The sequence below is a fragment of the Rhodoligotrophos sp. CJ14 genome, from assembly GCF_038811545.1.
GTDB lineage: Bacteria > Pseudomonadota > Alphaproteobacteria > Rhizobiales > Im1 > Rhodoligotrophos > Rhodoligotrophos ferricapiens.
This window is the reverse complement of sequence record NZ_CP133319.1, coordinates 852,643-877,181: the sequence shown is the minus strand read 5'-3', so window position 1 is coordinate 877,181 and position 24,539 is coordinate 852,643. Positions and strand designations below refer to the sequence as shown.

Sequence of the window (24,539 nt, the reverse complement as noted above, 5' to 3'; positions counted from 1 at the left end):
CTCAGGAGTTGGCGGCTTTCCTCATGAAGAGGACCTGGGTGTCGCCATAGACGCGCCTGTCTATCACCGTCAAGCCCTCGGGCAGATCGATTTCGGCGCCCGCGGCCTCCTCCAGCATCATGAGCCCGTGCGGCGCAAGCCAGCCTCCGGCAAGGGCTGAGGCCAGCGCAGCCTCACCGAGGCCCTTCCCATAAGGCGGGTCGGCGAAGATGAGATCAAACGGCTGCATGGGGGCGCAATCGCCCAACCTCGTTGCATCGCGCCGCCAGATCTTTGAGGCTCCTTGCGCGGACATCGCCTCCACATTGCGGCGAATCAGGCCGCGTGCCGCCGTGCTTTCGTCAACAAAAATGCAGAAGCGCGCGCCGCGGGACAGGGCCTCAAGACCAAGCGCACCGGTTCCGGCAAAGAGGTCAAGGACGCGGGCATTCTCCAGCTCGAAATCGGCAACGCCGTGTTCGAGAATGTTGAAAATGGCTTCTCGGGTGCGATCGCTTGTCGGCCTGATCCGCTGGTCGCTGGGAGCCGCAAGGGCGAGCCCCCTGGCTCTACCGGCGATGATGCGCATTGCGCTTATCCTCGCCCGCCGGGGCTGTCTTGCCGCGCTCCAATCCGGTGAGGCCCTGGGCCAGTTTCTGCCCGAGCTGATCGCGCAGAACCTTGGTCGGCACCTCCTCCACTGCGCCCCGCTCGAGATCGCCCAGCTGAAAGGGGCCGTAAGAGATCCGGATCAGCCGATTGACGGTCAGCCCCAGATGGTCGAGCACCTTCCGGATCTCTCGATTCTTGCCCTCGCGAAGACTCATCGTGAGCCAGACATTGTCGCCGCGTTCCCGCTCGAGCTTGGCCTCAATGCGGCCATAGCGGACACCGTCCACCTCAACGCCATTCGCCAGTTCGTCGAGCCTTGCCTGCTCGATCTTGCCATAGGCGCGTACCCGGTATCGCCGGCTCCAGGCGGTGGCTGGCAGTTCCAGGCGGCGGGCGAGCTCGCCGTCATTGGTCAGCAGCAATAGACCCTCGGAGGTAATATCGAGACGTCCGACCGAGATCACCCGCGGGAGAGTTGCCGGCAGGTGGTCAAACACGGTGGCCCGGCCTTGCGGGTCGCGATGGGTGGTCACGAGCCCTGTTGGCTTGTGATAGCGCCAAAGGCGAACGCGCTCCGGCTCCGCCAGGGGCTTGCCATCCACGAGGATAATGTCGTCCTGAACAACGTTCACGGCAGGTGATGAAAGGCGCTTACCATTCAGCGTCACCCGGCCCGCTGCGATCAGAGCCTCCGCATCACGGCGCGAGCAGACGCCTGCGCGCGCAATCACCTTGGCGATGCGCTCGCCCTGGGGGGGCGTCGCGTCCTTGTTCTCAGGCCCACTGGTCAAGACTGCGCCCGCATCAACATGTTCGAACCGATGCGCATAGGCATCTCCATATTTTGTACAAGTTTCAGGAGAATCTGATGGATGCACACGCTAAGGGAGTTGCAGTTGACGCTCAGAAGCATGATCCAGAAGATCTTTCCTCACAGCGCGCGAGAGAAGCTTTTCATGCCGGGAGGCGCCGGCGTGAAGCCGCATGTTGTGATCTCCGGACGGTTTGGGGAAACGGGCATAGTCCCACGGAGGGACATATACATCTCAATAGCGGAAACGAGCCCCGATCGTCCAGCATTGCTCCTGGCTGCGAGCACCCCGCCTCTCCAGTCGGGATCGCGGTGGGCAGCTTGCCGCGAGGCGGCGCAGTGACGGCGCAAATGCCGGCGGTTCAGGGTCTCCAACTCTCGACCACGATATTGTGATCGTGACAAGCTAGACCGATGCCCCTATTCGGGCGGCGACAGATTGCCGGTAAGCATGATTGAACAGTTTCCCTTCATGGATCTTGCGCTCGAGGCTGCGGCGGAGGCAGCACGTAACGGCGAGGTGCCGGTCGGCGCTGTCGTGGTGGGCGCCGAAAGGCAGGTGCTGGCGGTCGCTCGCAACCGGACGATCGAGCTTAGAGATCCCACGGCCCATGCAGAGCTGCTCGCCATCAGGGAAGCCTGCCGAATCCTCGGCTCCGAGCGCCTCGTCGGCTGCGACATGTTCGTGACGCTCGAACCCTGCGCCATGTGCGCTGCCGCCATCTCATTCGCCAGAATCCGGCGGCTCTATTTCGGGGCGGAGGATGAAAGAATGGGTGGGGTCGAGCACGGTCCGCGTCTGTTCACCCAGCCCACCTGCCACCATCGGCCCGAGGTCTATGGGGGAATCCGTGCAGTGAGCGCGCGCAGGCTGCTGCAGCGTTTTTTTCAGGACCGCAGGCCTCTCCCTGGGCGCTAAATGTCAGGCGGATGGCGGTTCGGCTTGGTCCTCACACACGTGTAAATTGCTTATATCATTTATGCACCATTTATTATATTGACCGCGGTAAGTTGGATTGGAGCGCGGGGGCGATCAGGCTCACCCGGCTGGTCACGACGACTCCTTTGATGGGACGATCTCCAGCGTCTGTTTAGTGAGTGTGATATGGCAGAAAGTAACAGGCCAGGTCAGATACTTAATTCTCTGAAATCGTGGTTGTTCATTGCAGCTTTTTTCAGCTTTTGTATAAACATACTTGTCCTCGTTTCTCCGCTCTACAGCTACCAGGTTTTCGATCGGGTCCTGTCAAGCTCGCATCTGGATACGCTGCTGTATCTCACATTTGCGGCCTGCTTTGCCTTTATGGTCATGAGCCTCATCGATAGCCTGAGGACATGCCTGCTGACGCGTGTCGGGACACGTTTCGAGCGCGAGATCGCGCCCGAACTGGTCAAGGTGGCGGTGGACAGCGCGACCACCACCACACCGCTCGGTACTCAGCCGTTGCGGGAGCTCACGCAAATCCGCAACTTCGTGGGCGGACCGCTCATCGCGCCGCTTTTCGATGCGCCCTGGACGCCATTCTTCACCATCGTCCTGTGGCTGGTCCATCCATGGCTCGGGATGATGACGCTGTTCTTCGCAGTGGTCCTGCTCGGGCTCGCGCTCGCAAACCATAGGATGCAGCGGGTTCCCTCGATGGCGGCAACAGCCCATCTCGCCTCCGCCTATCGCCTTGCAGAATCAGCGGTGCGCCACGCCGAGACCGTGCAGGCCATGGGCCTCTTTCCCAATATCATGGCGCGCTGGCGAGCCAGCGCCGAGGGTGCATTGCAGGTTCAGGAACAGGCGGCTGACCGCGGCGCCGTGATCAACGGTATTTCCAAGTTCGTGCGCCTCGTCGCGCAGATCCTGGTTCTTGGACTGGGGGCCTATCTCGTCCTCACCGGCCAGATGAGCAGCGGCGGCATGATCGCAGGATCGATGATCCTCGCGCGTGCGCTCATGCCAGTGGAGCAGTCAATCTCTGCCTGGCGTCAGTTCATTTCTGCCAAGCAGGCATTTCAGACGATCAAGGCGGCCTTTGAGGCGGCGCCTCAGATCAAGTCTAGAACCAAGCTGCCGGCGCCCAGCGGCCGTATCGAGCTCGAGCGGGTCGTTTTCCAACCCCATCCTAACTTTCCTCCAATCATCAAGGGGGCTTCGCTCGTGATCAATCCCGGGGAAATGCTCGGCGTGATCGGCCCCTCGGCCTCGGGGAAAACGACGATCTGCAAGCTGATGATCGGCATCCTCAAACCGACCGCTGGCAGTGTACGTTTCGATGGAGCTGATCTTGCTCAGTGGCCACACGAGGATCTCGGGCCCTATGTCGGCTATCTCCCTCAATTGGTCGAACTCTTTACCGGTACGGTCGCGGAAAACATTGCGCGTATGGGCGCGCCGGACCCTCACAAGGTGGTGGAGGCGGCCAAGCTCGCAGGGGTTCACGATCTCATTCTGCGACTGCCTGCAGGATATGACACACCGGTCGGCGAGGGGGGCGTCCAGCTATCAGGTGGCCAGCGTCAGAGGGTTGGGCTCGCCCGTGCCGTGTTCGGTCACCCGAGGATATTGCTGCTGGATGAACCCAATGCGAATCTCGACGCAGAGGGCGAGACGGTCCTCATCAACTCCCTGGAGAAGTTGAAGCAGAACGGCATCACCATCATCGTCGTGGCCCACAGGCCGGTCATTCTGACCCCGGCCGACCGGCTGATGGTCATGTCCGAGGGGCAAATCGCCATGGTCGGCCCGCGCGACGAGGTGATGGCGAAGCTCACCGGAGCCACCGCGACCCCCGCTCCAGCTCCGGCGCCAGCGTCGATGCAGCCGCCCATCCCCGGGCCAATGTCGGGACCAAGCTCAGGACCGATGGGGGCACCGGGCGTCGCCTCAGGACCAGGGTCGATACTGACACCAGGCGTCGCCTCAGGACCAGGCTCGATGCTGACACCAGGCGTCGCCTCAGGACCAGGGTCGATACTGACACCAGGCGTCGCCTCGGGACCAGGGGCGATGCTGACACCAGGCGTCGCCTCAGGACCAGGGTCGATACTGACACCAGGCGTCGCCTCGGGACCAGGGGCGATGCTGACACCAGGCGTCGCCTCGGGACCAGGATCGATACTGACACCGGGCGCCGCCTCAGGATCAGGGGCGATAATGACACCAACCGGCGCACTCAGGCCGGCCGCCAACAGCTTCGGTGCGGCGGGAAAGCCTATTCCCAACACGATCTTCCACGCGCAAGGAGGTTTAGGAAATGGTTTCTCCTAACGCAGTCGCTGCGCCTCAACAATTGACCGAGGCGATGTTCGCCAGCAGCGAGGAGGAAGCCCGGAAGGCGTTAAACGCCAATAGGCGGTCCCTCCTGAAGGTCAGCACGATCGGTCTGCTTGTGGTCGGCATCTTCCTGTTCGGCGCAGGGACCTGGGCTGCCGTCGCGCCACTGGCCAGTGCGGCCATGGCACGCGGTGTGGTGAGTCCAGAAGGCTACCGGCGGACGGTGCAGCACCTCGAGGGTGGAATCATTCAAGAAATTCTCGTTCACGACGGTTCACGCGTGAAGGAGGGCGATACGCTGATCGTGCTCGATGCGACACAGAATGTCGCAAGCCTGGACGTGCTGCAAGTGCAGCGCTATGGCGCCGCCGCCGCGTTGGCTCGACTTGATACAGAGGTTGAGGGCCGAGACAAGATCACATACCCCGAGTGGTTGTTGCAGGCAGCAGAAAAGGACCACAAGGCCGCGGAGATCATTGCCTCCCAGAACCGGCTGTTCAACCTGAACCAGGAAAGTTTGAAAGGTCGGCGTGATGCCCTGAAACAGCGGGTGGCCCAGCTTGAGGAGCAACTGGTCGGTCGCAGGGCAGTGCTCGCCTCGGCGCGCGATCAGCTTCGACTGTTCGACCAGGAGGCCAAGACCATCTACGATTTGATCCAACGAGGCTTTGAGCGGCGTGCGCGGCTCATCGAGCTGCAGCGGAGCCGGTCGCAGCTCGTCACGAGTGTCTCTACAGCGGAAGCCGATTTGGCGACCACCGAGCAGCAGCTCACCGAAGCGAAGATCCAGGTGGTCAATATCGATGCGGAGGCTCGCAATACAGCGTCGGGCCAAAGGGCTCAGCTTGAACAGGAGCTTGCCAATCTCGATAGCAAGCTCTCTGCAACCAGCGACGTGCTGTCGCGTACCAGGATCACCGCGCCCGTCGAAGGAACCGTGGTTAATCTCCGTTACCATACGATCGGGGGTGTCATAAACCCGAGCTCTCCGATCCTCGACATCGTTCCTGATGCGGAAAAACTGCTCGTTGATGTGCAAATCTCCCCAATGGACATCGACGTGGTGCATGGGGGCGAACAATGCCTGGTCAGATTGACGGCGTATAAGCAAAGAAGCCTGCCGCGTATCGAGGGAAAGCTCATCTATGTGGCGCCTGATGCCACTCAGGAGCCAACTGGCCAAAGCTATTATGCAGGCAAGGTCGAGGTATCGCAGAAGGAGCTGGGCAAGATCCAGCCCGCCATTCAGCTGGTCCCGGGCATGCCGGCCGAGGTTGCGATCACAACGGGAACGCGCACGGTCATGCGCTATATCCTGGACCCGCTGATCGCCTCCTTCCAGCGGAGCTTTGTGGAGGACTAGGGCGCCTGCGCCGTGCCGGCCGGCCATTGAGGATGGCGTCGAGCTTTCGCTTCACGTCCTCTTTGGCCGGTTGTGTCTGCCTCAGGATCTGCGGCAGCCGGAAGAATTCCAAGACGCGGATCTCATCGACCTCCGGCACCACCAATATGTCTGGCGGGGAGCGCTCGATATTCGCCTGAACCAGGTGGTGCTGCATTATCATGGATGATCTGAACAGGAGCTCCGGCATGCTCGGCATCCGCCCGGGCCGGCTGATCGGCCGTCCCGTCACATCGACCGCAACTACGATGTCTACATGGTGCAGCAGGTCGAAAGGCAGGGGATTGGTAATGCCCCCATCGATCAGGATCACATTGCCCAAGCGCTGAGGCGAAATCAGCCCGGGAAGGGCAATGCTGGCGGCCAGTGTCGGCACGACCGGGCCGCGCATCAGGGGATGGGCGCGCCTGCCATAGAAGTCCGTCGCGACGGCTGTGAAGGGAATCGAAAATTCTTCGATCCGGTCCGGGATCCCCGGGGGCAGCGCCGTGCGGACCAGCACACGGCCATCGATCGCCGCTCCCAGGGGAGGGCGCAGGCCGAAGAGCTGGCGGAGGTTCATTTCCGGGTCCGCCAGAATACGGCGGATCAGCTCGCGGCGGTTGACCAAGATCCGCTCGGCATGGGCCCGGATCTCGGCAGCGCTTATCCCGCCAGCATAGGCCGCGCCGATCAGCGCGCCGATGCTGGTCCCGGCAATCTGCGCGGGCTTGATGCCAAGTTCGTCAAAGGCCTCGAGAATTGCGATGTGAGCAAGACCTCGCGCACCACCACCCCCCAAGGCGAGGCCGATCTTCGGGGTGGCGGAGGGCACCTCAAGCCCCTGCTTTGCGGGCATAATCCCAGGCAACCTTGGCCATGGGCTCAACCTGGGTTTCCATGGCGGCGGCTTTGGGATTGGCGGCCGTGCCATCGCGGACCCGCCCGACGATGCCCTGGAAGATCGCGGCCATGCGGAAGAAATTATAGGCCAAGTAAAAGTCGATGTTCGGAATGCTCGACCGCCCGGTGCGCTCGCAATAGCGCTCGATATAGGTCTCGAGGCGCGGCAGGCCCAAGGCATCGAGATCATGGCCCACCAAGGTGCCGACGCCGGCATTGATCTCGGATGGCGGCATTCGCCACTGCATCAGGTGGTAGGTGAAATCAGCGATCGGATCGCCGATCGTCGAGAGCTCCCAGTCAAGAACGGCAAGCACTTGCGGCTCTGCGGCTGCAATGATGGTGTTGTCGAGGCGGAAGTCACCATGCACAAGGGCAGCTTCGGTGGTTTCCGGGCAGGCCTCGGGGAGCCATGTCATCAACCGGTCCATTTCCGGGACCTTCTTGGTCTCCGAGGCACGGTATTGCTCAGACCAGCGCTTGATCTGGCGCGCCACATAGCCCTGGGCCTTTCCGAAGTCGCCAAGAGCGATGGCATTGTAGTCAAAGCTGTGCAGCCGGGCGATGGTCGCGTTCAGTGAATCGTAGATGGCGCCGCGCTCCTTGGGGGATATGCCGGGGGCGAAGGGCTCCCAGAACACCCGCCCATCCACGAAGTCCATGATATAGAAGGCGGTGCCGATGACGCTGTCGTCATCGCAAAGCACATAGGGGCGCGCCACGGGAAAGCCCTGTGCATGGAGAGCGGCGATCACCCGATATTCGCGATCAACCGCGTGTGCGGAGGGCAGGAGCTTACCCGGCGGCTTGCGGCGCAACACGTAGCGGCCCGAGTGAGCCGTGATCCGGTAGGTGGGATTGGACTGGCCGCCCTTGAACTGCTCCACCGTGATAGGCCCGCGAAAGCCCTCCACGTGATCGGCCATATAGGCCGCAAGACTGCCCTCATCGAAGCGATGCGCCGGTCGCACCGCGTCCACCCCGGAAAACTCCTTCTGGCGATCAATCCGCTCTACCGTGCTGTTGCTCATTCCCAGTTGGTTCCTCGCATTGTTCAGGCGGTCTCTTCTTTAAGAAACGGAATGAGGCTCGCCAATACCGCATCGGCTGCTTCCTCTGCCAGGAAATGGCCGGCAGAGATCGCCTGTCCCCGCACATCTATCGCCCAGCGTTTCCAAATGTCGAGCGGTGTTGCGATGTTGGCTGGAAAGCCCGTATCCCCCCAGAGCGCGAGCAGCGGCGAGGTGATCATGCGCCCGGCGTCATGATCGGCCTTGTCAGCATCGAAATCATAGGTCTGGCCCGCACGATAATCCGCACAGCTCGCCGAGACCCGGCCTGGTGCGGCGAAGGCGTCACGATAGGCGGCGAGCGCCTCGGGCGCGAATGGGCTGAGATCGCGCGTTCCTGACCAGCTCGCCAAGGTGTAATCGAGAAATTCCCGGGCGCGCGGCTCGATGAGCATCTCGGGCAAGGGATGGGGCTGGGCCAGGAACAGCCAGTGATAGGTGTTCATCGCCAGCTTGACGGAGAAATTTGCCCACATCTCATAAGTGGGAATGATATCGAGCACTGCGAGGCGGCGTACTGCTTCGGGCTCATCCAGCGCCAGGCGATAGGCAACGCGCGCGCCCCGGTCATGGCCAGCCACCATGAAGCTGCGGAAGCCAAGCTGCTGCATGAGCTGCAGCACGTCCTGAGCCATGGCGCGCTTGGAGTAGGTGAAGTTGTCAGGATCATTGGGCGGGCAGGACGAGGCGCCATAGCCGCGCAAATCCGGCAGCACCAGAGTGAAGTGTTCGGCCAGGCCCGGCGCCAGCTTGTGCCACATGGCATGGGTTTGTGGATAGCCATGCAGCAGCACGAGGGCTGGACCTGAACCTCCAATGCGCAGGGCGATCTCGGCACCGAATGTGTTCACGCGGCGGCTGTCGAAACCTGGAAAGAAATCCTGCATGGGTCCGTCCTCCGCTCGTTGCCAGATCCAGTGCTGCGGGCCAGGCTCAGCCGGATGACCGGCCGAGTGCGCGCCAGCCAATGTCTCGGCGGCAGAAGCCTTCGGGCCAATCGATCCGATCCACCGCCGCATAGGCGCGGGCCTGCGCCTGCGCGAGGGTCGTGCCGATGGCGGTCACATTGAGCACCCGGCCGCCATTGGCAAGGATTTTGTCGCCGTCGCGGCGTGTGCCGGCATGGAAGATCTCGACCCCCTCGACCTCAGCCGCATGGCCGAGATTGCGGATCTCGGTGCCCTTGACGTAATCGCCGGGATAGCCATTTGCCGCCATGACAACGGTGAGGGCCGCTTCATCGTGCCAGCGCAGATCGAAATCGCCGAGCTCGCCATCGACGCTGGCGAGCAGAGCGGGCACGATATCGGATTTGAGGCGCATCATGAGCACCTGGCATTCGGGATCACCGAACCGGCAATTATACTCGATGAGCTTCGGCCCTGCCGATGTGATCATCAGGCCTGCATAGAGAACGCCCTTATAAGGTGCCCCTTCGGCAGCCATTCCAGCAATGGTTGGCGCGATGATCTCGCGCATGGTCCGGTCGATCATCTCCTGGGTCATCACCGGGGCGGGGGAATAGGCGCCCATGCCGCCGGTATTGGGACCTGTGTCGCCGTCGCCGACGCGCTTATGATCTTGGGCCGTGGCGAGGGGAAGGCCATGCGTCCCGTCAACCAGCACGAAGAAGCTTGCCTCCTCGCCTTCGAGGAATTCCTCGATGACGATCTCGCGGCCGGCGGTCCCGAACTGTCCGCCCAAAATGTCATCGACAGCAGCGTGGGCCTCGGCCGGGGTGGTTGCGATGATCACGCCTTTGCCAGCCGCCAGCCCGTCGGCCTTGAGGACGATCGGCGCGGTCTTGCCGAGATAGGCCTTGGCGGCTTGGGGGTCGCTGAACCTTGCGAAAGCGGCGGTTGGTATATTGTGGCGCGCGCAGAATTCCTTGGTGAAGGCTTTCGACCCTTCGAGCCTAGCCGCGGCGGCGGAGGGGCCGAAGGCCTTGATGCCGGCGCGGGTGAGATCATCCACCAGTCCCGCAACGAGGGGGGCCTCGGGGCCGACCACCACCAGCTCTATCTTCTGTGTGCGGCAGAACTCGATGATCGCGGCGTGGTCAGATATGGCGAGATCCGCAACAAGCTCCGCAACCTCACCGATGCCGCCATTGCCGGGCGCGCAGAAAAGCCTATCTAGCAGAGGACTTGCACTGATTGCCCAACATAAGGCGTGCTCGCGGCCACCCGACCCGATCACCAGGATGTTCATTAAGGCCCTATCCAAACTGCTGGTTGAGCGCGGCCGCAGACGCCCGCACCTTGAACTTAAGCTCTTATTAGCATCAGATGGCGCTCAGAAAACAGGATTCGAGTATCATGTCCAATGAGGCAAGCGCCGCCGGGTGGCCAGTCGCTCAAAGCGCTCCCGAGAGGCCCGCAGCCAATATCGTGGAGGTTTCGGTCAGCGAGCTTGCATTCGCGCTCAAGCGCACAGTGGAGGATGCGTTCTCCTTCGTGCGAGTCAGAGGCGAGATCAGCGGCTTTCGCGGGCAACATTCATCCGGCCACTGCTATTTCGCGCTCAAGGACGAGACTGCCAAGATCGATGCGGTGATCTGGCGGTCAAGCTTCGCGCGGTTGCGGTTCAAGCCCCAGGAGGGGCTCGAGGTCATCGCCACGGGCCGGCTCACCACCTATCCCAACTCGTCGAAATATCAGATCGTCATCGAAACGCTAGAGCCAGCGGGGATCGGCGCGCTCATGGCGCTGCTCGAGGAGCGGAGGCGCAAGCTTGCAGCCGAAGGCTTGTTCGATGCCGCGCGCAAGGTGAAGGTGCCGTTCCTGCCCGGCGTGATCGGGGTGGTGACCTCACCGACGGGGGCGGTCATTCGGGACATTCTGCACAGACTGTCTGATCGCTTTCCGCGGCATGTGCTGGTCTGGCCGGTCCGGGTGCAGGGGGAGACCTGTGCTGCCGAGGTTGCCGCTGCCATTCGCGGATTCAATGCCATCGCCCCCGGCGGACCGGTGCCGAGGCCGCATGTGATCATCGTTGCCCGAGGCGGCGGGTCGCTCGAGGACCTCTGGGGCTTCAACGAAGAGGAGGTGGTGCGAGCGGCGGCTGAAAGCGAGATCCCGCTGATCTCGGCGGTCGGGCATGAGACCGACACAACGCTCATCGATCATGCGGCGGACTTGCGCTGCCCGACGCCGACGGCCGCGGCGGAATGCGCGGTGCCCGTGCGCCAGGAGCTGATCGGGATCGTGGACGGCTTGAGCCTTCGCCATGCCGGAGCGATGCGCCGCCATATCGACGAGCGTCGGCAAAGGGTCAGATCTGCGGCTCGAGGGCTTGCGCGGCCACAGGACATCCTGTCGCTTGCCCGGCAGCGCTTCGATATGGCAGCCGGACGGCTTACGAGCGCGTTGCGCGCCAATACACACCATCACCGACATGCCCTGACGGCCTGCGCGGGTCGCCTCAATGGGCGGGTGCTGCTGGCTCACTGCGTCCGCGAGCGGCAGCAGCTTGCATCGCTCGATGGCCGGGCGCAGCGCGCTGTCCGGCGCAGGCTCACCGACCTCGCCTCCCGGCTCGACACGCAAGGCAAGCTCCTCAGCTCACTCGGCTTTGAATCCGTGCTCAAACGCGGCTATGCGCTGGTGCTCGATGCCGGGCATCCCCTGCGCAAAGCTGAAGAGACGAGACCTGGTCAGGAGGTTGTGCTGCGTTTTCAGGATGGTGAACGGGCCGCGCGCATCGGAGGTGAGCAGGGCACAGCCGTTTCGCCGATGCTACCGCGCCGAAAGGCCCGCGAACCCGGCTCGTCGGGGTCGCAGGGTGAGCTTTTTTGAAGTTGGGCTACTGGTTGTTTAAGCCCTCAAGCATTACACTCTGTGGCGGAGTTGAGACATGAACAGATACGAACCCAAATTCATTGGCGGCCGCGAAGCCAAGCTTCGCTATCTCGATGGCGATTATCAGGTGGTCGTGCCCGGCGATTTCGTCCGCTGCTCGGTGACGGGCGAGGCGATCCCCATGGATCTCGTGCGCTATTGGAACGTCGAGCGGCAGGAGGTCTATGCCAATGCCGATATTTCTATGCAGCGCTATGTGGAGCTGAACCGCATCCGCTGAGCAGACTGGCGCCTCGAGCCCCTCGCAAACAAATTATGGCCGGTGGCATTCGCGCCTTTCCACATCAGCTTCCCCCGTGTATAAGCCGGCTATTGTTGGGGAAGAGCCGTCGGCGCATAGCCTGGACAGACGGCGCTCAAGATCCCGGGCGTGGCGAGACCCGCTCTGGTGAGCCAGCAAACAGCGATCGAGTGGAGCATTCTTGGACCCGCGGCTGATGGGTCGACCGCTTTTGGAGTTGTGAGATGACGCAGCAATGGGCACCCGAGTCATGGCGTTCTAGGCCGGTGGTCCAGATGCCGGATTATCCGGATGCAGAGCGGCTGGGTGCGGTCGAGGCACAGCTCAAAGGCTTTCCACCGCTGGTTTTTGCAGGCGAGGCACGCAAGCTCAAGCGCAAGCTCGCGCGGGTGGCGGAAGGCAAGGGCTTCCTGTTGCAGGGGGGCGATTGCGCGGAAAGCTTCGAGGAGCATTCTGCCGACAATATCCGGGACTTCTTCCGGGTGTTCCTGCAGATGGCCATCGTGCTGACCTTCGGCGCATCCTCACCGGTGGTCAAGGTCGGGCGGATCGCCGGCCAGTTCGCCAAGCCGCGCTCGTCGGATACCGAGACCATCAACGGTGTCACGCTGCCGTCCTATCGCGGCGACATCATCAACTCGAACGAGTTCACGGCGGAGGCGCGCATGCCGAGCCCAGAGCGGCAGCTCGAGGCCTATCGGCAATCGGCGGCAACGCTCAACCTGCTGCGTGCCTTCGCACAGGGCGGCTATGCCAATCTCGAGCATGTCCATAATTGGACGCTGGGTTTCCTGCGCGACAGCCCAGCCAATGCCCGTTACCAGGCGCTCGCGGACCGGCTGACCGAGACGCTCGACTTCATGCGGGCGATCGGCATCAACGCGGACACGGCGCCGCAGTTGCGGCAGACCGATTTCTTCACGAGCCACGAGGCTTTGCTGCTCGGCTATGAGCAGGCGCTCACCCGCATCGATTCGACCTCGGGCGACTGGTATGCGACGTCGGGCCATATGCTGTGGATCGGCGATCGGACGCGGCAGCCGGATGGGGCGCATGTGGAATATGCCCGTGGCGTGCAGAACCCGATCGGCATCAAATGCGGGCCGAGCCTCACGCCGGATGAGCTGCTGCGGCTGATCGATATTCTCAATCCTGCCAATGAGGGTGGGCGATTAACGCTGATCTGCCGGTTCGGGGCGGATAAGGTGGAGAAGCACCTGCCGGGCCTCATTCGCGCGGTCAGCCGGGCCGGACGGACGGTCGTGTGGTCCTGCGATCCGATGCATGGCAACACGATCAAGGCATCGACGGGTTATAAGACGCGGCCCTTCGATCAGATCATGAGCGAGGTGCGCCGGTTCATGGCGGTGCACCAGGCGGAAGGAACCCATGCGGGCGGCATCCATGTGGAGATGACCGGCAAGAATGTCACCGAATGCATCGGCGGCGCCCATCTGCTCACAGAGGCGGACCTGTCCGACCGCTATCACACTTTCTGTGATCCCAGACTGAATGCCGACCAGGCGCTGGAGATGGCGTTCCTGATCGCGGAGGAGCTGAAGAAGGAAGGCCCGCGCTTCGTCGATGACGAGGAGGCGATGGACGCCGCCGAATAAAGCAGAGGCGCCGGCTTGCACCGGCGCTTCCACCTTAGGCTAGAACATGTAGTGGTCGCCGAGATCGGCCTTCAGCTCATCCTGCTCGGCCTGGGTTAAAGGCTGGGCCAGTTCGATAGGCATCCGCACCGCGTTCGCCACGTCTGCCGGGGTCAAATGGCTGGGCGACGTGCGCCCGGAACTCTCGGTATTTGCCCTGAGGCAGGTCGCGTCGCAGTCAGAGGACGCGTTTGCGGCTGTATTTTCGAATGTGTCCATTGAGATAACCCGTATGGGGTGAATGTTTAAAGAAGAACTGGTGTGGCTTGGTAGTCGGCTTCGGGCAGTATGGATGAGATCGGGGTGCTGCCGGACACCACATCAGTGATCAAGAAGATAGGCAATAGCGCGCTGCCGATTGCACCACGTCTTGCTGAATGACGGTCATCTGAAATCACCTCCGATACTGTAGATGGCGAAATCATCAGGCGCGAATGCGCGACCAGTCGGGCCAAAACCCGCCGAACTCATGTGGCTATGCAACCCGATCTATTGCCGACCTCCTGCGCTCGTGCGCCGAGATGATCGATATTCAGAATTGGCTATCTAACCCGATCGTGAGTGGGTGGTGCAGGGAATTTACTGAAGCACTGCTTCGGTCCACTGAGGGAAACGCCGCCAGCTATGCCATTGTCGCGTGCTGATATCGGCAACGGCGATGGCTTCGACATCGGGGGCGATCGTTCCGTCGCTCAGCATGCTTTACGATGCCTTGATGTGCTCCGCGTCAGAGGAATTGTTGTCGAGGGTCCGCTTGATGTAATGAAGCCGGCACTCGATGGCGGGATGGCCCTTAGGCTCAAACCGGCCGAGAACAGGCGAAAATTACAGCCTGCTCGCCCCGTCTCCTGTGAGGCCGTTGTTCGAGAGGCTTGACGGATGGACACGAATTTGCGCATGGTGCGCGCCATGAGCACCGCTTTCACCAAAGCCGCCTGCCGCGGCATCATCATTATTACGGGCTAGCATAAGCGCTGGCGCTGCGGCCGCTCACCCTCCTTTAGATCCGAAGAGCTCCGCCCCGCCAGCGGCAGGGACGGATTAGGCATGACACTCAGGCTGTATAATACGCTCACCCGGCGCAAGGACCCGTTCACGCCAATCGAACCTGCGAATGTCCGCATGTATGTGTGCGGGCCGACGGTCTATGACTTCGCCCATGTCGGCAATGCGCGGCCCGTCATCATCTTCGATATTCTGTTCCGGCTGCTCAGGCATCTCTATGGAGCTGAGCATGTGACCTATGTCCGCAACATCACGGATGTGGACGACAAGATCAACGCACGTGCTGCGCGAGACTATCCGGGCCTGCCGGTGAACGAGGCGATCAAGAAGGTCACCGAAGAGACCAATGCGCAGTTTCAGGCCGATGTGGCAGCACTTGGCTGCCTCGAGCCGACGCATCAGCCGCGCGCGACCGAGCATATCCCTGAGATGATCGCGATCATCGAGCGGCTGATCGCGCGGGGACATGCCTATGTGGCGGACGGCCATGTGCTGTTCGATGTGCCGTCGGATCCGTCCTATGGGGCGCTTGCGCGGCGATCGCGGGATGAAATGCTGGCAGGCGCGCGGGTCGATGTTGCGCCCTATAAGCGCGACCCGATGGATTTCGTGCTGTGGAAGCCCTCCTCCGCGAGTGAGCCGGGATGGGATAGTCCCTGGGGGTGGGGACGGCCGGGCTGGCATATCGAATGCTCGGCGATGAGCTGGCGCTATCTCGACGAGCAGTTCGACATTCATGGCGGCGGCATCGATCTTGTCTTTCCCCATCACGAAAATGAGCGTGCGCAGAGCTGCTGCGCGTTCGACAAGCCGGTGATGGCCAATTGGTGGATGCATAACGGCTTCCTCCAGGTGGAGGGGCAGAAAATGTCCAAGTCGCTGGGCAATTTCGTCACGATCCGGGAGCTGCGCGAGAATTGGCAGGGGATCGGCTGGCCTGGCGAGGCGATCCGCTTCGCCATGCTGCACTCGCTCTATCGCGAGCCGATCGACTGGACCCTCAAGGGTCTCGATGAGGCTCATAAGGTGCTCTGGAAATGGGCAGAGGCAATCGAAGGCGTCGGACCGGCAGAGGAGGTGCCGCAGGAGGTGCTCGATGCCCTGTGCGACGATCTCAATACGCCCAAGGCAATCGCCGCAATGCATGAGCTTTACCGCGACAAGCGCTTCGCGGAGCTGCGGGCGTCACTTAACTTCGTGGGGATCGCAGGCAGGCGGGACAGGCTCACACGTGTGCAGCACCTGGACGCCAGCGCGGCTGCTGTTTCAGGTGCGACAGCGGCTTTGGTCTCCGCCAATGAAATCGAGCGGCTGAAGAACGAGCGCCTCGAGGCCCGGCGCCATAAGAACTGGGCCGAGGCCGACCGTATTCGCGATCTCCTGGCGGCTCATGGCATTGTGCTGAAGGATTTCAAGAACCCAGAAACGGGCGAGCCCGACACGAGTTGGGAATTCGCGCGATGATGACGCGCGCTTGCCCTCACATCCTATCGAGAGGCTTTAGATGACCCGCGAACGGCTCTATCTCTTCGACACCACCCTGCGCGATGGCCAGCAGACGCCGGGGGTTGATTATTCGATCGAGGATAAGCGCGCCATCATGGGCCTGCTCGATGATCTCGGCGTGGATTATATCGAGGGCGGCTATCCCGGCGCCAATCCGACCGATACGGCGCTGTTCTCAAAGCGCCCCAGTTTGCGTAAGGCCCGGTTCACCGCCTTCGGCATGACCAAGCGCGCAGGCCGCTCGGCAGCCAATGACCCGGGGCTTGCCACCCTGTTGGAGGCTGAGGCCGATGCCATTTGCTTCGTGGCCAAGTCCTGGGATTTCCACGTGCGGGTGGCGCTTGGCGCCACGAACGAAGACAATCTCGACAGCATCCGCCAGTCCGTTGCCGCAGCGCGGGCGCGCGGGCGCGAGGTGCTGGTTGATTGCGAGCACTTCTTCGATGGCTACAAGGGCAATGCGGATTACGCGCTGGCATGCGCCAAGGCGGCATATGAGGCGGGGGCGCGTTGGGTGGTGTTGTGTGACACCAATGGCGGCACCTTGCCGAATGAGGTCGAGCGGATCGTGGGGGAGGTGACACGGCTCATTCCCGGCGATCATCTGGGCATCCATGCCCATGACGACACGGGCCAAGCGGCTGCCAACTCGCTTGCGGCGGTGCGGGCCGGCGCGCGCCAGATCCAGGGGACGCTCAATGGCATCGGCGAGCGGTGCGGCAATGCCAATCTCGTCACGCTCATCCCGACATTGCTGCTCAAGGATGACTATGCCAGCCGGTTCGAGACCGGGATCACCGCCGAGGCGCTTTCCCGGCTCACCAGCATCTCGCGGACGTTCGATGAGCTCCTCAATCGCGCTCCCGACCGGCAGGCGCCCTATGTGGGGGAGGCGGCCTTCGCCACAAAGGCCGGTATCCACGCCTCGGCCATTCTCAAGGATCCGCAGACCTATGAGCATGTGCCACCGGAAGCCGTGGGCAATCGCCGGCGCGTGCTGGTATCGGACCAGGCCGGGCGGTCGAACCTCCTTGCCGAGCTTGCGCGCATCGGCCTTTCCGTCGAGCGTGATGATCCGCGGGTCGATCGGCTGCTCGAGGAGGTGAAGATCAGGGAAGCGGAGGGTTATGCCTATGATGGCGCAGACGCCTCCTTCGAGCTTCTGGCCCGCCGCATGCTCGACTCCGTTCCGCATTTCTTCGAGGTCGAGAGCTTCCGGGTCATGGTCGAGCGCCGGCACAATGCGCTGGGCAAGCTCGTCACCATGTCGGAGGCCACCGTGAAAGTGCGGGTCGATGGTGAGGTGCTGATGTCGGTGGGCGAGGGGAATGGCCCGGTCAATGCGCTCGACGTCGCCCTGCGCAAGGATCTCGGCAAATACTCGCCCTATCTCGCCGATCTCGAGCTGGTGGATTTCAAAGTGCGCGTGCTCAACGGCACCACGGCCGCAACGACGCGGGTGTTGATCGAATCCGGTGACAGCACGGGCGCGCGCTGGTTCACCGTGGGAGTGTCGCCCAATATCGTCGATGCCTCCTTCCAGGCCTTGAGCGACTCCATCACCTTCAAGCTCTTGCGTGACAATGCGCCGGAGAGCCGGGTCCGGTCTGCTGCCTGACCAGTTTCCTGGCCAGTCATGCGCTTCATGCATGGCGGCCATCGGGCTCCAGACATTGCCTTTGACGCGCCTGCATGAGAGCTATCCCGCCTCAAGGCGAGGCAGCGCTCAAGGCAAACATGGCAGTTACTCAGTCAAAGGTGGGAGCGCCCGCCGACCGCGAGACCCGGCGAGGGCTCGCCTTCGGTGTGCTGGCCTATAGTATCTGGGGCCTCAGCACGGCTTTCTACAAGCTGATGCCCCATATCCAGCCGATTGAGATCGTGGCGCACCGGGCGGCCTGGGCGGTGCCGTTCGCCATTCTCGTCCTGCTCATCATGGGCGGGGGCTCGGCGGTCCTGCCGACGTTACGGGACTGGCGGATCATGCGCGTGCTCGTCGTCACGGCCCTGATCATTGCTAGCAATTGGAGCATGTTCATCTGGGCGGTGGCCAATGACATGATCCTGGAGGCGAGCCTTGCCTATTACGTCAACCCGCTGGTCAGCGTGCTGCTCGGTTTCGTGTTCCTGAAGGAGCGGCTGTCGCGCGCGCAGGTCATCGCCATCGCCATAGCCGGTGGGGCGGTGCTGCTGCAGATCGTTGCTGAAGGCAAGTTTCCGTGGCTTGCCCTGTGCCTCGCGGTGAGTTTTGCCGTCTATGGGTATCTGCGCAAGACCGTGCCGGTCGGCGCGGTCCAAGGCTTTCTCGTCGAAACCCTGATGATCCTGCCCTTGGCGATCGTCGCCATCTTCTGGTTCGAGACCACGGGGCAGGGGCACATGTTCACCAGTGCTGCGGATTTCTTCTATCTCGTCAGCTGCACCGTGATCACCGGCGTGCCACTGATGCTGTTCGCGGCCGCGGCTCAGCGCCTGCCGCTCTCGACCATGGGCCTGATGCAATATATCGCGCCCACCCTCGGCTTCATCATCGGGATCTGGTGGTTCAAGGAACCGCTGACCACGGTGGGCCTGATCGCCTTCGTGATGATCTGGATCGCGCTTGCGATCATCACCTGGGCGGCTTTGACGGAGCGCCGGGCGAGCGCTAGTCCGACGTCACCAGTATAGATACGGGTCAGGCTGCTCCGGTGGGACAGGAGCCGATGAGATGTCAGTCTCAGGCTGTTCGTGGTGACCTGACAAGAGGTGATAGAGACCGTAACCAGCCGCCGTCGCCCCTAGAGTCCCTAGGCCGAGCGTTAGTCCAATAGGCGCCAATTTCGATATTGCGGTTGCATTCTCGCCGGGGAGAAGCGGGGTGAGCGGCGCTATATGGGTTTCCAATGGTGTCGCGAACCTCACCTGGGTGGACCGATTGGCAGGAATCGCCTCCAAAGGCGGATTGGTCAATGCTCCCCACGTTGCCGTATTTGCGCCGGGTACGAAGTCATAGGCGAGATTCCACTTATGATTTGCCTGGAAAATGCGGTCTGCCCGCTCATTGGTGCTGAGCGTAAACGCGGGCCGGTACAGGTATTCCGGAGAGAACGTCATTTCGAGGAGCCTTGTTGAAGCACGGCATGTTGCAACTTTAAATTGATTACCAGAGGTGCAACTACCGTACAATGTCAACGAGGTCGTGCCCAGGTGACGTGGAAAAACTTCTGGCTATTGCGTCAGTGCTACATCCTCTCGCGTGTCGGCCGCACCGGCACCTTTTCCCGCTGCGTTGTGGACACGCTCAAGAGATAGGGCACCACATCGGCGGCCCCATCGACCACATGAAGAGCAACATCCAACCCCGGGCGGATGAAGGCCTCGCGGCGCATGTGGTCGAGAAGGCTCAGCAGCGGCTCCCAGAAGCCTTCACTGTTCACCAGAACGATCGGCTTTGTGTGTTGGCCGAGCTGGAACCAGGTGGAAATCTCCACCAGCTCCTCCAACGTGCCAATCCCGCCGGGAAGAGCGACAAAGGCGTCAGAGCGCTCGAACATGGTCATCTTGCGCTCATGCATGTTCTGCGTGACCACAAGATCATTGGCGTCGGCCAGCATCCGCTCCTTCTGGATGAGAAAGCTCGGAATGATGCCGGTCACCTCGCCACCCTCGGCAAGTGCTGCGCGGGCCACTTCGCCCATGAGGCCCATCCCCCCGCCGCCATAGACGAGACGGATGCCGTGGCGGGCGAGGTCCGTGCCGAGCACGCGCGCCTCTTCAGCATAGATTGGAGACCGGCCGGGGCTGGAACCGCAATACACGCAAACGGAATTGATCGAAGACATTTAAGTGTTCGAGACCTGAGTTGGGGGGCTTGAGCCCGCATCGATATCAAGCTCAGATGGGAGAAAGTGGTTCCTCTGACAAGGCACAGATCTCGTATCATCGACGCCACAAGTGTGAGAAGCGCTAAGGCCGCGCTTGCCGCAGGGATCGCTTCATGCAAAAAGTGAACTTATTCGTCCATGCCACGCGGGCGAGTAATTGCCTCGACCGCGGGCGCTAGGGTCATCACGGGTCAGCCAATGAAGAATCCGCTCGCCATCATGGTGGCGCTTGTTCTCGTCGCGTTGGGTGGACTGCTTTACGTCACCGGCGGCAATTGGAATCAATGGCGACAATGGGCACAGCTTCCTGCCGAGAATGCCATTGCTGCCAATGAGGGCAAGGCGGGCCAGACGACTGCGGCGACGGATGGGACCGATGCGCCTGCGGCAACCGGAACGGTCGCCGATACGAGTGACGGTGGTTCCGCACCCGCTCAGTCGCCATTGACCGAAAGCCAACGGGCACAGCCCGGGACCGAGATCACCGCCGCGCATGAGGGCAAACCTGAAGCAGCGCCCAATGAGGCTGATCAATCTGCAACGGCCGGCAAGGATGTTGCTGAGGCTCCGGCCCAATCCTCGCCACCGGATCAGACGGCCGGATCAGCACCATCGACTCAGCCGGCCGGATCGGCACCATCGAATGAGCCTGCGGCTTCGGCGCAGGCAGAGCAACCTCCCTCAAGTGCCCCGGACGTGGCCGCCATGGCCGGCGCGCCCGGACCTACTGATCAGCAGACCGCTCAATCATCACCAGCCGCAAGTGCTGGCGCCACGCCGACAGACGGGGATCAGTCGGGGGCGTCCGAGAAGCAGGCTGGCGCAGAGCCCAGTTTCGACATCGTGCGCGTGGAGGAGGATGGCACCGCGGTGATCGCTGGCAGGGCTACTCCGTCCGCCGGGGTGACGGTCCATCTCGATACAAAGGTTCTGGGCGAGACAAAGGCCAATGATCGCGGCGAATGGGTGCTGGTGGTCGATGATCCCATCTCGCCGGGCAGCCATGATCTCTCAGCCGAGGCCTCAGGACCCGACGGACAGCCGCTTCGCTCCAAGCAGGTCGTCGCCCTGGCTTTGCCAGACAGGGCCGAGGAGCGGCCGCTGATCGTGGCGACCGAACCGGGCGAGCCCGCCAAAGTGATGCAGGCGCCTGAGCGGTCCGAGCCTGTCATATCGCCGACCGGTGGACATGATCTCGCGATTGCCAGTGTCGACTATAATAGCCGCGGCGAGATGATCTTCGCCGGGCAAGCTGAGGCGGGCGCGAAGGTTCGCCTCTATATCGACAATAAGCATATCGCCGATGCCCAGACGGATAGTCGTGGGAATTGGACGCTAGAATATATGGGCGAGATCGCCGTTGGGACCCATCAACTCAGGGCCGATCAGCTTTCGAGCGCGGGCAAGGTCGAGCGGCGCATCGAACTTCCCTTCGAGCGGGCGAATGACGCAATGATCGCGCAACTCCTCGATCAGCGTGCAGACGATGCAGCCTCGGCCAAGCCATCGTCCAAGCCGGCCGATGAGAAACAATCCACATCGGCGCCGGAGCAGGTGGCGCGCACCCAGCCCTCCGAGCAGCATGGCAGCGCCACGATCGGCAATGATGGCCGTGTGCTCAAGAGCAACGATCGGCTCGCCGAAACCGAGGTCACGGGCACGGCCAGGGCACGCGAGGGAGAAGGCGGACCATCCGGCACCACTGCCGGTTCGTCTCAGCCGATGCAGACGCCGACCGGGACCGGCGAGAGCGCGGTCGCGCAGGGGCCAACACAGGCTCCTTCGCCGACGCAAGAGGATGGCGCACTTGAGCAGCCGGGCTCAGGCAGCGCGCAGATCACGGGCTCTTCCGAGATCCAGTCTCACGCCGATGCCGGCACTCAGGATCGTGAGCAGGAACAACAAGGGGCAGGGCGTGTGGTCATCCAGCCGGGAAACAATCTCTGGCGGATTGCCCGGGTGATTTATGGCAAGGGCGTGCAGTATACGGTGATCTACGAGGCCAATAAGGACAGGATCCGCGATCCCGACTTGATTTATCCCGGCCAGATCTTCAGCACGCCGGGCGCTACGCCACCGGAGACGATTTCACCGGAGGAACGCGAGCCCATGCAAAATTCTGCCCTGGACTGATGCCCGGCGAAAGCCGGCACGTGCCGCGTTGCTGGCGGTGCGAGGGTTTGCGATTTGATTGTCACAGCCAATGAGCCTACATGAGCCGGTGAGTGCCGCAGCGCCGAACGCCGCGGCCCGACGCGCCGGCGTATCAGCAATAGCGATAAACGCCGCTTAACAGTCCGTTCGGTTCGATCGCGGTGTGACCGGGCTTGCCTCCCGTCGCGATCACAAGGAGCCCATGTCCGCGAACACGAAAGCTAAGCCGGAACAGATGCCGCGGGGTGGCCACATTGCCACCATGCATGCGGTGTTGCCGTATCTCTGGCCGAAGGAGCGGCCTGATCTCAGGCTGCGGATCTTTTTTGCGCTGATTGCGCTGGTCGCCGCGAAGGTCACCACGGTTGCCACCCCCTATGCCTTCAAATATGCGGTGGATGCCCTGGCACCGGCCAGCGTGGCCGACCAAGGCGCCTCGCCCGAGGCTATCGCGCATATGGTCGCCGCAATTCCGCTGAGCCTCATCCTTGCCTATGCGGCCGGGCGCGTCGCGATGGTGCTGTTCGCCCAGATCCGGGATGGGCTTTTTGCCAAGGTCGGGCAGAATGCGGTGCGCAAGCTTGCCGATCGCACCTTCCGGCATCTGCACAATCTGTCGCTGCGATTCCATCTCGAGCGGCGCACCGGCGGCTTGAGCCGCATTGTCGAGCGGGGCACGAAGGGGATCGAGACGATCCTGCGCTATTCGGTGTTCAACACCGTACCTACACTGGTCGAGCTCTCATTCGTGTGCGGCATCCTCGCCTGGCAGTTCGGCTGGCTCTATGCGCTGGTCACCGGGGTTACGGTGCTGTTCTATATCGCCTTCACCTACCGGGCGACGGAATGGCGGCTGGGCTTGCGCCGCGCCATGAATGACGCGGATACGGATGCCAATACCAAGGCGATCGACAGCCTCCTCAATTTCGAGACTGTCAAATATTTCGCCAATGAGGAGCACGAGGCCAGCCGCTTCGACCGGTCGATGGCGCGCTATGAGAAGGCGGCCACCCGGACGATGACCTCGCTCGCGGTGCTCAATTCCGGGCAGATCATCATCTTCACCATCGGCCTTGCCATCGTGACGGTCATGGCGGCGCGGGATGTGGCGGTGGGGGCGATCAGCGTGGGCGATTTCGTGCTGATCAATGCCTTCCTGATCCAGCTATACATGCCGCTCAATTTCCTGGGCTCAACCTATCGCGACATCAAGCAGGGGCTGATCGATATCGAAGCGATGTTCCATCTGCTCGACGTGCCGCCGGAGATCAAGGACAGGCCGGGAGCGCCGGATCTGCAGGTGAGGGCTGGGGAGATCACCTTCGATGACGTCCACTTCGCCTATGATCCGGAGCGGCCGATCCTGCGCGGCATAAGCTTCACGGTGCCTGCGGGGCGGACGCTTGCGATTGTCGGGCCATCGGGGGCCGGCAAATCGACGATCTCGCGCCTACTTTATCGGTTCTACGAGATCAATAGCGGCACGATCCGGGTCGATGGCCAATCGATCGCTGATGTCACCCAGACAAGCCTGCGGCGGGCGATCGGTATGGTTCCACAGGATACCGTGCTGTTTAACGACACTATTCGCTACAATATCGAGTATGGCCGCCCCGGCGCGAGCGATGAGGAGATCATCGCAGCGGCAAAGCTGGCGCAGGTGCATGAGTTCATCATGAGCCTGCCGCAAGGGTATAATACTATCGTCGGTGAACGGGGCCTAAAGCTCTCGGGGGGCGAGAAGCAAAGGGTGGCGATCGCGCGCACCATTCTCAAAGGGCCGCCCATTCTGGTGCTGGATGAGGCAACATCCGCGCTCGACACTCATACAGAGCGCGACATCCAATCTGCACTCCAGGAGGTTTCGCATAATCGCACCACGCTGGTGATCGCCCATCGGCTGTCCACGGTGGTCGATGCGGATGACATTATCGTGCTGGTGAACGGCCTCATAGCCGAGCGTGGGCGGCATAGCGAGCTTCTGGCGCGCGGCGGCATCTATGCTGGAATGTGGAACCGCCAGCGCGAGGAGGAGCATGCCCGCGAGGTGATCGAGGGCTCAGAGCATGACGAGGGGCTCGCTCTCGGAGAGGTCGGGTGGGGCACATCATCTGGGCCTATCCACAGGCTTGCGGAAATGAGCGTTGCGGACTCACGTCCCGATGTGGACGATGCACATAAAGCTGGCGCAAGCGCGCGCACTCCCGAGGAGATTGCCGGACGATAGGCCC

At 62.2% G+C, this 24,539-nt stretch carries 18 protein-coding genes and 1 pseudogene; 11 read left to right on the top strand and 8 right to left on the bottom strand.

From position 1 onward, the window contains the following. Nucleotide 1: 1 nt before the first annotated feature. On the bottom strand, nt 2-568 hold the full coding sequence (gene rsmD / locus RCF49_RS04000) for a 16S rRNA (guanine(966)-N(2))-methyltransferase RsmD (RefSeq protein ID WP_342642755.1): 567 nt from the start codon (nt 566-568) through the stop codon (nt 2-4). A 55-nt stretch (nt 569-623) separates the two neighbouring features. Continuing rightward, nucleotides 624-1,343 (bottom strand): annotated as a pseudogene (locus tag RCF49_RS03995) (pseudouridine synthase); the annotation flags it as partial. Nucleotides 1,344-1,853: 510 nt separating this feature from the next. On the opposite strand from RCF49_RS03995, the gene RCF49_RS03990 reads away from it, so the two are divergent. The 3 genes from RCF49_RS03990 (at nt 1,854) to RCF49_RS03980 (ending at nt 6,030) form a co-directional block, all read left to right on the top strand. After that, a complete protein-coding gene (locus RCF49_RS03990) occupies nt 1,854-2,321 on the top strand; it encodes a nucleoside deaminase (RefSeq protein WP_342642754.1) in 468 nt (155 codons plus the stop codon). Nucleotides 2,322-2,507: 186 nt separating this feature from the next. Then, a complete protein-coding gene (locus RCF49_RS03985) occupies nt 2,508-4,661 on the top strand; it encodes a type I secretion system permease/ATPase (protein WP_342642753.1) in 2,154 nt (717 codons plus the stop codon). Beyond that, complete coding sequence (locus tag RCF49_RS03980; RefSeq protein WP_342642752.1) at nt 4,648-6,030, top strand: HlyD family type I secretion periplasmic adaptor subunit; 1,383 nt, start codon at nt 4,648-4,650, stop codon at nt 6,028-6,030. The genes RCF49_RS03985 and RCF49_RS03980 overlap by 14 nt, the downstream gene beginning before the upstream one ends. On the opposite strand, the gene RCF49_RS03975 is transcribed toward RCF49_RS03980, so the two are convergent. From RCF49_RS03975 to purD, 4 genes are read right to left on the bottom strand one after another with little or no spacing between them, the layout of a single operon-like run. After that, entirely contained in the window at nt 5,969-6,907 is a 939-nt protein-coding gene (locus RCF49_RS03975) for a patatin-like phospholipase family protein (protein ID WP_342642751.1), read from the bottom strand. The genes RCF49_RS03980 and RCF49_RS03975 overlap by 62 nt on opposite strands. Then, nucleotides 6,885-7,982 carry a phosphotransferase family protein gene (locus tag RCF49_RS03970; protein ID WP_342642750.1) on the bottom strand — a complete coding sequence of 366 codons (1,098 nt, stop codon included), beginning with the start codon at nt 7,980-7,982 and terminating at the stop codon, nt 6,885-6,887. The genes RCF49_RS03975 and RCF49_RS03970 overlap by 23 nt, the downstream gene beginning before the upstream one ends. A gap of 23 nt (nt 7,983-8,005) precedes the next feature. Further along, nucleotides 8,006-8,908, bottom strand: a complete 903-nt coding sequence (locus RCF49_RS03965; RefSeq protein ID WP_342642749.1) for an alpha/beta fold hydrolase — start codon at nt 8,906-8,908, stop codon at nt 8,006-8,008. 46 nt (nt 8,909-8,954) lie between these two features. After that, on the bottom strand, nt 8,955-10,232 hold the full coding sequence (gene purD, locus RCF49_RS03960) for a phosphoribosylamine--glycine ligase (protein ID WP_342642748.1): 1,278 nt from the start codon (nt 10,230-10,232) through the stop codon (nt 8,955-8,957). 107 nt (nt 10,233-10,339) lie between these two features. On the opposite strand from purD, the gene xseA reads away from it, so the two are divergent. The 3 genes from xseA (at nt 10,340) to RCF49_RS03945 (ending at nt 13,738) form a co-directional block, all read left to right on the top strand. Continuing rightward, on the top strand, nt 10,340-11,818 hold the full coding sequence (xseA, locus tag RCF49_RS03955) for an exodeoxyribonuclease VII large subunit (RefSeq protein WP_342642747.1): 1,479 nt from the start codon (nt 10,340-10,342) through the stop codon (nt 11,816-11,818). A 58-nt stretch (nt 11,819-11,876) separates the two neighbouring features. Continuing rightward, nucleotides 11,877-12,101 carry a DUF2093 domain-containing protein gene (locus RCF49_RS03950; protein ID WP_342642746.1) on the top strand — a complete coding sequence of 75 codons (225 nt, stop codon included), beginning with the start codon at nt 11,877-11,879 and terminating at the stop codon, nt 12,099-12,101. 245 nt (nt 12,102-12,346) lie between these two features. After that, a complete protein-coding gene (locus RCF49_RS03945; protein WP_342642745.1) occupies nt 12,347-13,738 on the top strand; it encodes a class II 3-deoxy-7-phosphoheptulonate synthase in 1,392 nt (463 codons plus the stop codon). A gap of 39 nt (nt 13,739-13,777) precedes the next feature. Here the strand turns inward: RCF49_RS03945 and RCF49_RS03940 are convergent, their stop codons facing one another. Continuing rightward, a complete protein-coding gene (locus RCF49_RS03940) occupies nt 13,778-13,996 on the bottom strand; it encodes a hypothetical protein (protein ID WP_342642744.1) in 219 nt (72 codons plus the stop codon). A gap of 828 nt (nt 13,997-14,824) precedes the next feature. On the opposite strand from RCF49_RS03940, the gene cysS reads away from it, so the two are divergent. The 3 genes from cysS (at nt 14,825) to rarD (ending at nt 18,958) form a co-directional block, all read left to right on the top strand. Continuing rightward, the gene (gene cysS, locus RCF49_RS03935; RefSeq protein ID WP_342642743.1) at nt 14,825-16,246 is read left to right on the top strand and encodes a cysteine--tRNA ligase; all 1,422 of its coding nucleotides are present in this window, start codon (nt 14,825-14,827) and stop codon (nt 16,244-16,246) included. A gap of 40 nt (nt 16,247-16,286) precedes the next feature. After that, the gene (gene cimA, locus RCF49_RS03930) at nt 16,287-17,906 is read left to right on the top strand and encodes a citramalate synthase (protein WP_342642742.1); all 1,620 of its coding nucleotides are present in this window, start codon (nt 16,287-16,289) and stop codon (nt 17,904-17,906) included. A gap of 119 nt (nt 17,907-18,025) precedes the next feature. Beyond that, nucleotides 18,026-18,958 (top strand): EamA family transporter RarD, encoded by a 933-nt coding sequence (rarD, locus tag RCF49_RS03925; RefSeq protein ID WP_342642741.1) that lies wholly within the window; start codon nt 18,026-18,028, stop codon nt 18,956-18,958. 554 nt (nt 18,959-19,512) lie between these two features. Here rarD and RCF49_RS03920 read toward each other — a convergent pair. Next, on the bottom strand, nt 19,513-20,112 hold the full coding sequence (locus RCF49_RS03920) for a TIGR00730 family Rossman fold protein (protein ID WP_342642740.1): 600 nt from the start codon (nt 20,110-20,112) through the stop codon (nt 19,513-19,515). A 240-nt stretch (nt 20,113-20,352) separates the two neighbouring features. Between RCF49_RS03920 and RCF49_RS03915 the strand changes: the two genes are divergently transcribed. Continuing rightward, complete coding sequence (locus RCF49_RS03915) at nt 20,353-22,287, top strand: LysM peptidoglycan-binding domain-containing protein (protein WP_342642739.1); 1,935 nt, start codon at nt 20,353-20,355, stop codon at nt 22,285-22,287. Nucleotides 22,288-22,510: 223 nt separating this feature from the next. Continuing rightward, on the top strand, nt 22,511-24,535 hold the full coding sequence (locus RCF49_RS03910; RefSeq protein ID WP_432807366.1) for an ABCB family ABC transporter ATP-binding protein/permease: 2,025 nt from the start codon (nt 22,511-22,513) through the stop codon (nt 24,533-24,535). Nucleotides 24,536-24,539: the final 4 nt, after the last annotated feature.

Bases quoted from the DNA above. Each gene is read 5' to 3' on its own strand.
- RCF49_RS03910 (WP_432807366.1), top strand. From the start codon at position 22,511: ATGTCCGCGAACACGAAAGCTAAGCCGGAACAGATGCCGCGGGGTGGC.
- RCF49_RS03970 (WP_342642750.1), bottom strand. From the start codon at position 7,982: ATGAGCAACAGCACGGTAGAGCGGATTGATCGCCAGAAGGAGTTTTCC.
- RCF49_RS03975 (WP_342642751.1), bottom strand. From the start codon at position 6,907: ATGCCCGCAAAGCAGGGGCTTGAGGTGCCCTCCGCCACCCCGAAGATC.
- cysS (WP_342642743.1), top strand. From the start codon at position 14,825: ATGACACTCAGGCTGTATAATACGCTCACCCGGCGCAAGGACCCGTTC.
- RCF49_RS03990 (WP_342642754.1), top strand. From the start codon at position 1,854: ATGATTGAACAGTTTCCCTTCATGGATCTTGCGCTCGAGGCTGCGGCG.
- RCF49_RS03915 (WP_342642739.1), top strand. From the start codon at position 20,353: ATGAAGAATCCGCTCGCCATCATGGTGGCGCTTGTTCTCGTCGCGTTG.
- RCF49_RS03940 (WP_342642744.1), bottom strand. From the start codon at position 13,996: ATGGACACATTCGAAAATACAGCCGCAAACGCGTCCTCTGACTGCGAC.
- RCF49_RS03965 (WP_342642749.1), bottom strand. From the start codon at position 8,908: ATGCAGGATTTCTTTCCAGGTTTCGACAGCCGCCGCGTGAACACATTC.
- cimA (WP_342642742.1), top strand. From the start codon at position 16,287: ATGACCCGCGAACGGCTCTATCTCTTCGACACCACCCTGCGCGATGGC.
- RCF49_RS03985 (WP_342642753.1), top strand. From the start codon at position 2,508: ATGGCAGAAAGTAACAGGCCAGGTCAGATACTTAATTCTCTGAAATCG.
- RCF49_RS03980 (WP_342642752.1), top strand. From the start codon at position 4,648: ATGGTTTCTCCTAACGCAGTCGCTGCGCCTCAACAATTGACCGAGGCG.
- rarD (WP_342642741.1), top strand. From the start codon at position 18,026: ATGGCAGTTACTCAGTCAAAGGTGGGAGCGCCCGCCGACCGCGAGACC.
- RCF49_RS03945 (WP_342642745.1), top strand. From the start codon at position 12,347: ATGACGCAGCAATGGGCACCCGAGTCATGGCGTTCTAGGCCGGTGGTC.
- xseA (WP_342642747.1), top strand. From the start codon at position 10,340: ATGTCCAATGAGGCAAGCGCCGCCGGGTGGCCAGTCGCTCAAAGCGCT.
- rsmD (WP_342642755.1), bottom strand. From the start codon at position 568: ATGCGCATCATCGCCGGTAGAGCCAGGGGGCTCGCCCTTGCGGCTCCC.
- RCF49_RS03950 (WP_342642746.1), top strand. From the start codon at position 11,877: ATGAACAGATACGAACCCAAATTCATTGGCGGCCGCGAAGCCAAGCTT.
- purD (WP_342642748.1), bottom strand. From the start codon at position 10,232: ATGAACATCCTGGTGATCGGGTCGGGTGGCCGCGAGCACGCCTTATGT.
- RCF49_RS03920 (WP_342642740.1), bottom strand. From the start codon at position 20,112: ATGTCTTCGATCAATTCCGTTTGCGTGTATTGCGGTTCCAGCCCCGGC.